Origin of the sequence: Bacillus sp. FJAT-53060 (assembly GCF_037104745.1) — a bacterium.
Lineage (GTDB): Bacteria > Bacillota > Bacilli > Bacillales > Bacillaceae > Bacillus > Bacillus stratosphericus_B.
Window position 1 is genome coordinate 19,434 of sequence record NZ_JBAWSW010000031.1, and the last position, 9,577, is coordinate 29,010.

Below are 9,577 nucleotides of genomic sequence, written 5' to 3' on the forward strand. Positions count from 1 at the left end.
TTTTTTCGCATATGTAATCGCTTTTGACAAGGCGATATGATCATCCAATCGCATATCTTACTTTCTTCACCTCAATCTATAGTGTAATCACTCTCTCTTGTCGCTGCACATTTTAATGTGTTCAAAAAAAGACACATCGCTATGGATGTGTCTCACCCATTATTCAGTCTTTAATACAATAAGCAAATCACCGGTTTGAATCGGTTCTCCATTCGAGACATGAATTTCATCCACGACTGCAGAGAATGGTGCTTGTACAGTCGTTTCCATTTTCATGGCTTCATTGATCATCAGGTGTTCACCTTGTGAAATGTTCTGACCTTTTTCAACAAGCACTTTCATCACGGTGCCTGGCATTGATGCGGCAATGTGATTTGGATTCGAACGATCCGCCTTCATTTTTTCTTGCACGGAGGATTTAATGTTTTCATCCTTAATCACCACTTCACGCGGCTGACCATTGAGCTCAAAGTAAATGACTCTTGTGGCATCTGGATTCGGTTCTCCAATTGATACCAGTTTGACAATGAGGGTTTTTCCTTTTTCAATTTCTACCTCAATCTCTTCACCAAGTCTCATCCCGTAGAAAAACGTTGGTGTGTCAAGAACAGAGATATCACCATAACTTTCTGCTGTTTGGACAAATTCAGAAAAGACTTTCGGATATAGTGCATATGCAATCACCTCTTGTTCTGTCAATGTCAGGTCATGTGATTCTTTGAACTGTTTTTTAATTTCTTCAAAGTCCACTGGCTTCAGCTTCTCACCTGGTCTCACAGTGAGTGGCTCTTCCCCTTTTAAGATCAGCTTTTGCAGTTTTTCTGGGAATCCACCATGCGGCTGTCCTAAATAGCCTTTAAATAATTCAACAACAGAATCTGGGAAGTCAAGCGTTGCTCCTTTTTCATAAACATCCTCTTCTGTTAGATCATTTTGCACCATATAAAGTGCCAAATCTCCAACTACTTTAGAGGATGGTGTGACCTTAACAATATCACCAAACATGTCATTCACACGTCTGTACATTTTCTTTACTTCATTCCAACGATCGCCAAGGCCAACACCTTTTGCCTGCTGCTGCAAGTTACTATACTGACCGCCAGGCATTTCATGCTCATAAATTTCTGTATGCGGAGAATTCATACCGCTTTCGAATTCATGATAGTATTTTCTGACAGAATTCCAGTATTGAGAAAGGCTTTCTACAGCTTTGACATTCATTTCTGGCTTTCTTTCATGTCCATCTAACGCATGATACAATGAGCTCGCACTTGGCTGAGACGTAAGCCCTGCCATAGAGCTGACAGCAACATCGACAATATCAACGCCAGCATCGATCGCCCTTGCATAGGTGAATAGTCCATTTCCACTCGTATCATGTGTATGAAGGTGGATAGGGATCGTGAGCTCATCCTTTAAAGCAGATACAAGCTCGTAAGCTGCTTGTGGCTTTAATAATCCCGCCATATCTTTAATACCTAAAATATGAGTGCCTGCTGATTCGAGCTCCTTCGCAAGAGATACATAGTATTTAAGGTCGTATTTCGGACGAGATGGATCAAGAATATCCCCCGTATAACAAATGGCCGCCTCAACCACTTTGCCTGATTCACGAACAGAATCAATGGCAAGCATCATGCCTTTGACCCAGTTTAAGCTATCGAAAATACGGAACACGTCGATGCCCGCCTCTGCCGACTCCTTCACAAATGCTTTAATGACATTATCCGCATAGTTTGTATAACCTACAGCGTTTGATGATCTTAAAAGCATTTGGAACAAGGTGTTTGGAACTTCTTGACGAAGCTCTTTCAATCTTTCCCATGGATCTTCTTTTAAGAAACGATACGCAACATCAAATGTAGCACCGCCCCACATTTCCATACTGAATAGCTCTGGCCATACCCCTGCTGTTGGCTGGGCAATTTTCTTTAAGTCATGCGTTCTGAAGCGTGTCGCAAGCAGAGATTGGTGCGCATCTCTAAAGGTTGTATCCGTTAAAAGAACATTGTGTTGCTCTTTCACCCAATTGGAAAGTCCTTCAGGTCCATGCGTATCTAAAAATTGTTTTGTCCCAGAAGGAATCTTTTCATGGACTAGAAGCTTCGGTAAATTCGGTTTATCAAAATGAGGCTTCTTTTTTTCCGCAATCCCAGGGAACCCATTGATGGTAACGTTACCAATATAAGCAAGCATTTTCGTTCCACGGTCTTTTTGCTTAGGGAAATTAAATAGCTCTGGTGTTGAATCGATAAACGACGTATCATATTCTCCTTTAAGGAATTTATCATGCTTTGCGACGTTTTCAAGAAATGGGATATTGGTTTTAATCCCCCGAATCCTGAATTCTTGTAAATTACGAACCATTTTAGCAGCAGCTTGATCAAATGTGAGCGCCCACGTTGACAGCTTGACCAATAATGAATCGTAATAAGGCGTAATGACCGCACCTTGGAAGCTGTTCCCTGTATCAAGACGGACACCAAATCCCCCGCCTGAACGGTAGGCCATAATTTTTCCTGTGTCCGGCATAAAGTCATTTAAAGGATCTTCTGTCGTAACCCTTGATTGAATGGCATACCCATGTGTGAAGATATCTTCTTGCTTTGGTATACCTACTCCTTTGCTGTGAAGGTCATGACCCTTTGCGACAAGGATTTGGGTTTGGACGATATCTACGCCTGTAATCATTTCTGTGATCGTGTGTTCAACCTGTACCCTAGGATTGACTTCAATAAAATAAAACTCACCATTTGCCACTAAGAACTCTACAGTTCCTGCATTGATATACGTCACATTTCGAGCTAGCTGTACAGCCGCTTCGCAAATGTCTTCACGTAATTGATCTGTAAGAGACACACTTGGTGCAACTTCAATGACTTTTTGATGACGTCTTTGGACAGAGCAGTCACGCTCGTATAAATGAATGATATTGCCGTGATTATCACCAATCACCTGCACTTCAATATGTTTCGGATTTTGAATTAGCTTTTCTACGTATACCTCGTCATTCCCAAAAGCAGCTTTTGCCTCTGACTTTGCACGGTCATACGCTTCGTTTAGCTCCTCTTTCGATCTGACAATCCGCATACCTCGGCCGCCGCCGCCAAGTGAAGCTTTAATAATAAACGGATATCCGTATTCTTCACCGAATTTTTCGACTTCTTTGATGGAATCAACCGGTCCGTCACTTCCTGGAATGACTGGAATTCCAGCTTTTTTTGCTTCATCTCTCGCCTTCACTTTATCGCCAAACATATCTAGATGCTGAGAAGTTGGACCGATAAATTGAATGCCTTCCTCTTCGCATCGTCTTGCAAAATGAATGTTTTCGGATAAAAATCCATACCCTGGATGAATCGCATCCACGTCATTTCGCTTTGCAATTTCGATGATCCCCTCGATATCAAGGTAGGCATCAATCGGTTTTTTTCCTTCCCCAACTAGATATGCTTCATCTGCTTTATAGCGATGATAAGAGCCCGAGTCTTCTTTTGAGTAAATCGCCACTGTACGTAAATTGAGCTCCGTACAGGCCCTGAAGACTCTGATAGCAATTTCCCCTCTGTTTGCAACTAGAACCTTTTGAATTGTTCTCTGTGACATTCTCACTCCTCCATATCCCTTAAAATTTTATATGTACTCTATCATAAAGGAAGAAATGGTAACTGTACACTTTTGTGTTCTAAAGATTCAAAGTTTTCTGCAATCCATTTTTTTGAACCGATGGTTTGCTGATTGATTTTTTCTTTTTATAACGCTCTTTATATTCAGTAAACATGCTGATATTCAGCAATATTCCCATACATCCACTCAGTAAAATAATCGATGATCCCCCGTAGCTGATAAACGGAAGTGTCACCCCTGTGATTGGAATAAGACCTGAAACACCGCCTAAATTGATACACGTTTGGATCGCAATCATCGAGGAAATCCCTATTGCAAGCAAACTTCCAAACGGATCTTCACACTTTCTCGCAATATAAAAACCTTTCACAACGATAAAACCAAGTAGTGCGAGGACAAAAAATACACCGAAAAAGCCAAGCTCTTCAGATATGATCGCCATGATAAAATCTGTATGTGGCTCTGGAAGGTACCCATACTTTTGCACACTCTCTCCAAGACCAAGACCAAAAAACCCGCCTGATCCAATCGCATAGTATGAATTAATCAATTGATGCCCAGTGGCACCTGCATCTTTAAATGGATCTTGGAAACTCTCAAAACGTCCTAGACGATTTTGCGTAAAAATTTTATCCCAAAAGAGAATAATAAACGGTGTCACGACGACCATCACCGCACTAAATAGCGCTAACAGCTTTGCGAGCGTTTTACCGCTAAAGCCTGAGCATAAAATCATCGCAAAGGCAATCATGCCAATAATAAAGGCTGTCCCGTAGTCTGGCTGCAAAATGATAAATCCACATAAAATCGAGACAATAACGATTGGAGGTGTTACCCCTCTTAAAATATGATCAATATAATGCTGCTTTTTTGCATACACAGCAGCAAGATAGATGATGACGACAATCTTCACAAATTCCGCTGGCTGAAGACTAAAAGGTCCTAATTTAATCCAGCTTCTTGCATTCCCAGCAATGTGGCCGCCAAAATACACATAGATAAGTGAAAAGACAGAAAGCAGCAACATAACGATCTGGAATTTTTTATTTGAAAACAGCTGATATGGAACAAGTGCTATAAAAACCAATATGACTGCTCCAACAATCATAAATAGAAGCTGTTTCTTAAAAAAGTTATCTGGTGCGGCATCATACCTGATAACAGATGTAATCATACTTGAGCTGTATACCATCACCAAACCGAATGCGCTAATTAATATAATGGCGAACAATAATGAGTAGTCATACGATTTTAGCATTCTCTTTAACATATAATCCTCTTCCTAACGTCTGTTTCTACTGTGTATAACCTCATAGCTGTTCTTATTCTACTACATTTTCTCCGTTTGATCCCGTTTTACCTCTTTTATATTGTTCGTCTGTGATGAAAGAATCAAGTCCGATTATCATCTGTTGATGAAGATAAAATTGATGACAAAAAAACCCAAACTTATTTTGTGGAAGTTTGAGTTTTCAATCATTATTTTTTTGTAAACGTATCATGAAGTGCGGAAAGCTCTCTCTCAAGTTTATCGAGTAGTTTCTTACCTTCATGTTGATCAACTAATCCAAGTCGGACAGCAAAATCAATTTCTCTCGATAATCCGAACATTTGAGTATCTAAAACCTCTTCATAAAGAGGACATTGCGGCATCGTTAAGTTGTCCATTTGCACTTGGATCAATTTTAAAATTTTATCTGCATCCAATTTTAATAAAGCCAGTGCTTTTTGCCGATGATCGACTAAGATTTCTGACGCCAAAAGTATCCCTCCGTTCCCCTGGCGAGTACCTAATTCTTCTATTTATCATAAAGCGAAACGCCCAAAATTGCAAGCAGATTTAATCATTAAAAGATGCTCATCTCATATTTTTCACTCATGAGCTCAAGTAGCTTAATACCAGCAATGCTATTTCCTTTTTCATCTAGGGCAGGTCCGAAAATACCAATACCAAAATCATACGGTGCTGCCCCCATAATACCACCTGAAACACCGCTTTTGGCAGGAATTCCGATATTAATTGCAAATTCTCCGCTTGCATTGTACATTCCGCAAGTCACCATAAAGGTTTTACAAATTCTAGCGACATCTTTCGAAAGGATTTGTTTCCCCGTCTCGGGATGCCTGCCATCTAATGAAAAAACACAAGCAATTTTCGCCAAATCCAAGCTGTTCATCATGATGGCACATTGCTTCGTATATACGTCCATGACCTCTTCCACATGTCCTTCAATGATATGATATTGCTTCATGTAATAGCACATGGCGCGGTTAATCATAGATGTGTCAAATTCTGATGACGCTGTTTCTTTGCAATATGTAATGGTTGTGTCATTGGCAAGCTCTCTAACAAAACACAACAATCGGTTGAGTTGATCCTGATGCGTCCTACCTCTTATTAAACTTGTTACTGCCAGCGCTCCTGCATTAATCATTGGATTAAGCGGCTTATTCGGGCTTGCTGTCTCAAGTTTAATCATAGAATTAAATGGATCCCCTGTAGGTTCTTGCCCAACATATTCAAACACTTTTTTGGGCCCTTCCTCTGTGAGCACGAGCGCCAGCGCTAATACTTTTGAAATGCTTTGCAAAGTAAACCTTTTATCAACGTCTCCTGCCGAGTGGCAAATATTACTTACATGATAAACAGCCACAGATAAATCTGCCTGATCCGCTTTACCGAGCGCAGGAATATAAGATGCTACTTTACCATCCTTGGCCACTTTTTTCGCCTCTTCTACAAATCGCTGAAGCTCTTCATTGTCCTGACATACCATGCTAATGCCCTCCCTACTTTTGCATGTAAGATTAGTGTGTTCAATGAGAAGCTTGTTTATGAAAGTGACAAAGCGGGCGAAAACTTCTATAATTTATAATGGAAAGGGGTTGACCTAAACATGAGCATTATTCAAATTAAGGGGAACGTACGCTACAAGATCACCATTGATCCAAGTGTGTGGATTTTCGATGACCGCAAATTTTTAATGGATTCATTTTTTAAGAAAAAGACAACAATCGAAGAAAAGCAGCTTGATCAGGAGCTTGACCAAGAGCGGGTCATAAGAGAAGGACAAACACTTCCGCCCACTTTAAAAACAGAGAAGAAGTACGAAAAAGAACGACTCGTTACAGGCAGCTTTGGTATGAAGCTAGGCGACATGCTGAAAAATGCAGAACCGCTTGAACAAGCGAGCACGTGTGAATTTGTCACAGAAACTGAAACAATTGCCGTGCCGCTCTCTCAAGCGATGGAAAGCATTGCTCATTTCAGCCAAAATGGAAAGCCTATTACAGAAAAAGGACCAATCCACGTCTATTTTGAGGATCAGTCCAACTTTACTCAGCCGATTAAAGGTGTGAAAGAGTTAATCATTACATAAGGGGCAGGGGCTGGACTATAATAAATCAGCTGCAAGCTGTGCAAGTCCAGACCTTTCTCCTTTGACAAGCTTGACATGTCCAGATATTTGCTGCCCTTTGAAGCGCTCAATCACATACGTAAGCCCATTATTTAAGCTGTCTAAATAGGGATGATCTATCTGCTCTGGATCTCCCATCAGCACAATTTTACTTCCTTCTCCGACTCGCGTTAATAACGTTTTCACCTCGTGTTTTGTTAAATTTTGTGCCTCGTCAATGATAATAAATTGATCAGGTATACTTCTTCCGCGAATATAGGTTAAAGCTTCTACTTGGATAGAACCAATCCCTGCTAAGATCGCATCCAGTTCACCAGGTTTTTTTGTATTAAATAAAAACTCCAGATTATCATAGATCGGCTGCATCCACGGTCTGAGCTTCTCATCCTTTTCTCCTGGTAAGTAGCCTAAATCCTTTCCAACAGGAACAATTGAGCGAGCCACGATGAGCTTTTTAAACATGCCGAGGTCCTCTGTTTGCATCAGCCCAGCAGCAAGTGCGAGCAAGGTTTTGCCTGTCCCCGCTTTACCGATAAGTGTCACGAGGGGAATATCACGTCGCAAAAGCAACTCTAGCGCCATCGTCTGCTGGACATTTTTCGGGCGAATTCCCCAAATATGTTCTTGATCATAAATGAGCCGCTTGACGTGCTCTGCCTTTTGATCAAGTATGCCTAAAGCAGAACCGCCTTCATTTCCCTTCATAATCACAAATTGACGAGGATTTAACGGGACATTGGTCATGTCTTTTACGCGTAATTGATTTTGCTTATAAAATGTATTTAGCTGCTCAGTCGGAATATAAAGCTCGTCATAGCCATTTTCAATGTCTTCATTTTGTAGCACACGATCACTTAAAAAATCCTCTGCTTGCAGCCCAATGGCATCCGCTTTTACTCTCACCAAGACATCCTTGCTGACCAAAATGACGGGACGGCCATGAGGCTTTGTATCTTCCTCTAAACTCAAGTTTTTTGCTACAGCCAAAATGCGATTGTCGTTTGTTTTTTCGATAAAAATTTCTTGAAGCTCGTGAAACGAGCGATGATTCAGTTCAATGCGCAGCGTCCCTTTTGACTCGAGCGTAATTTTTTCATGTAGTTTCCCTTTAGATCTCAGTCCATCGATTAAACGTGAGACGCGCCGAGCATTTTGTCCAACCTCGTCCATATATCTTTTTTTCGAGTCTACTTCTTCTAACACAACGGCTGGAATAACGACCTCGTTGTCTTCAAATGAAAAGATTGAATTCGGATCCTGTAATAACACGTTTGTATCTAATACATAGATTTTACTCAGGTCCTTCGCCTCCTGATCGGGTTCATTCATCCTTGTCTTTCCCAAAACGATTGTTAAAATATATGTTTTCATGAATAAAGTTAGAAGGTTAATTCAACAATAAAATAAATCATCAGTTTGTGAAGGAGGGAATACACATGCGACTATTTTTTACATTATTCATGATTCAAACCATCATCATCTTAGGCGCTTGCCAGAATCGGGAAAATCCAGAGGCTAAGGACAGGCAAGATGGACGCCAGCACTTAGTACGAGTGTCAGACTCAACCAAGAAAAATACCGATCAACCCCGCCCATCAACAGATGTTGCACAGCATCTTGTCAATGTGACAGAGCACGTAGCGGATGTAAATGATGCAACTGCCATTGTCATTGGCCGCTATGCTGTTGTTGGAATAGATGTAAAAGATGATTTAGATAGAAGCAAAGTAGAAACCATTAAATATTCAGTCGCTAAAGCACTGAAAAATGATCCAGAGGGTGCGAATGCTGTTGTCGTCGCTGACCCGGATACAGTCAGCCGTTTAAAACAGATGGGTAAAGAAATTCAAGCAGGCCGCCCTGTTAGTGGGATTATGGATGAACTAGCTGCCATTGTTGGACGCGTCATGCCAGAGATGCCTCAAAATGAAATCGATCGTCACGAAACAGATCCGACAAACGATCCGAATAATCAGCTCAAGGAACATGATCAAAAGCAGTTAGAAAAAAACCAAAACGATCAATCAAACCACCATATGAATCAGAAGAAATAATGAGAACGGCTTATATCTCCTGTGATATAAGCCTTTTTCTACGTTGATTTCAAGTGAATCAGAAAACATGTTATAATAAATGCAATAAAGTGAGGTGAATATGATGAGAGTGAAGTGCTCATTATGTGAAAAGATTGAAACAATAGATGACGATACACTTGTTGCAAAGCGATTAAGAAATCGACCGATTCATACATATATGTGCGATGATTGCCAAGAAAGAATTAAAGTAAAGACAGAAGCACGCATCAAAACTGGCATATTCTCTCTTTATCAAGATCCTGCGACGAAAGAGAAAAAGAAAAAAAAGGAAAAAAAGAACAAGACATAAAAAAGACCTGAACATGTGATCTTATCCCTGTCAAGTAGACAATTATAAAAAGCCTAACCTGCCAGTGTGTGACGGTATTCTACCGGAGCACACTGGTTTAATTTTTTCTGGAATCGATCGTGATTATAGAATTGAATGTAATCTTC

General features: G+C 40.5%; 9 protein-coding genes. 3 read left to right on the top strand and 6 right to left on the bottom strand.

Annotation, left to right across the window (positions count from 1 at the left end):
• Positions 1–159 precede the first annotated feature (159 nt).
• The 4 genes from pyc to glsA form a co-directional block, all read right to left on the bottom strand.
• Positions 160–3,606 (bottom strand): pyruvate carboxylase, encoded by a 3,447-nt coding sequence (gene pyc, locus WAX46_RS11780; protein WP_226569816.1) that lies wholly within the window; start codon positions 3,604–3,606, stop codon positions 160–162.
• 79 nt (positions 3,607–3,685) lie between these two features.
• Positions 3,686–4,897 carry a putative lipid II flippase FtsW gene (gene ftsW, locus WAX46_RS11785; protein WP_226569818.1) on the bottom strand — a complete coding sequence of 404 codons (1,212 nt, stop codon included), beginning with the start codon at positions 4,895–4,897 and terminating at the stop codon, positions 3,686–3,688.
• Between the two features lie 209 nt (positions 4,898–5,106).
• Positions 5,107–5,388: a YlaN family protein gene (locus WAX46_RS11790; RefSeq protein ID WP_336494077.1), complete on the bottom strand. Its 282-nt coding sequence runs from the start codon at positions 5,386–5,388 to the stop codon at positions 5,107–5,109.
• 86 nt (positions 5,389–5,474) lie between these two features.
• Positions 5,475–6,404, bottom strand: coding sequence for a glutaminase A (glsA, locus tag WAX46_RS11795; RefSeq protein ID WP_226569820.1), 930 nt, complete (start codon positions 6,402–6,404; stop codon positions 5,475–5,477).
• A gap of 120 nt (positions 6,405–6,524) precedes the next feature.
• On the opposite strand from glsA, the gene WAX46_RS11800 reads away from it, so the two are divergent.
• Positions 6,525–7,007, top strand: a complete 483-nt coding sequence (locus tag WAX46_RS11800) for a peptidyl-prolyl cis-trans isomerase (protein ID WP_226569822.1) — start codon at positions 6,525–6,527, stop codon at positions 7,005–7,007.
• Between the two features lie 15 nt (positions 7,008–7,022).
• Here WAX46_RS11800 and WAX46_RS11805 read toward each other — a convergent pair whose 3' ends face one another.
• The gene (locus WAX46_RS11805) at positions 7,023–8,345 is read right to left on the bottom strand and encodes a PhoH family protein (protein WP_226569830.1); all 1,323 of its coding nucleotides are present in this window, start codon (positions 8,343–8,345) and stop codon (positions 7,023–7,025) included.
• Between the two features lie 137 nt (positions 8,346–8,482).
• On the opposite strand from WAX46_RS11805, the gene WAX46_RS11810 reads away from it, so the two are divergent.
• Together WAX46_RS11810 and WAX46_RS11815 are read left to right on the top strand one after the other, a co-directional pair.
• Positions 8,483–9,100 (top strand): YhcN/YlaJ family sporulation lipoprotein, encoded by a 618-nt coding sequence (locus WAX46_RS11810; protein WP_226569824.1) that lies wholly within the window; start codon positions 8,483–8,485, stop codon positions 9,098–9,100.
• A 103-nt stretch (positions 9,101–9,203) separates the two neighbouring features.
• Positions 9,204–9,431, top strand: a complete 228-nt coding sequence (locus WAX46_RS11815; RefSeq protein WP_226569832.1) for a YlaI family protein — start codon at positions 9,204–9,206, stop codon at positions 9,429–9,431.
• 53 nt (positions 9,432–9,484) lie between these two features.
• On the opposite strand, the gene WAX46_RS15880 is transcribed toward WAX46_RS11815, so the two are convergent.
• Complete coding sequence (locus WAX46_RS15880; protein WP_426853288.1) at positions 9,485–9,568, bottom strand: IS3 family transposase; 84 nt, start codon at positions 9,566–9,568, stop codon at positions 9,485–9,487.
• Positions 9,569–9,577: the final 9 nt, after the last annotated feature.

What these genes read in the sequence shown, in the direction of transcription:
- glsA (WP_226569820.1), bottom strand. Translation starts at nt 6,404, where the DNA reads ATGGTATGTCAGGACAATGAAGAGCTTCAGCGATTTGTAGAAGAGGCG.
- pyc (WP_226569816.1), bottom strand. Translation starts at nt 3,606, where the DNA reads ATGTCACAGAGAACAATTCAAAAGGTTCTAGTTGCAAACAGAGGGGAA.
- WAX46_RS11810 (WP_226569824.1), top strand. Translation starts at nt 8,483, where the DNA reads ATGCGACTATTTTTTACATTATTCATGATTCAAACCATCATCATCTTA.
- ftsW (WP_226569818.1), bottom strand. Translation starts at nt 4,897, where the DNA reads ATGTTAAAGAGAATGCTAAAATCGTATGACTACTCATTATTGTTCGCC.
- WAX46_RS11815 (WP_226569832.1), top strand. Translation starts at nt 9,204, where the DNA reads ATGAGAGTGAAGTGCTCATTATGTGAAAAGATTGAAACAATAGATGAC.
- WAX46_RS11800 (WP_226569822.1), top strand. Translation starts at nt 6,525, where the DNA reads ATGAGCATTATTCAAATTAAGGGGAACGTACGCTACAAGATCACCATT.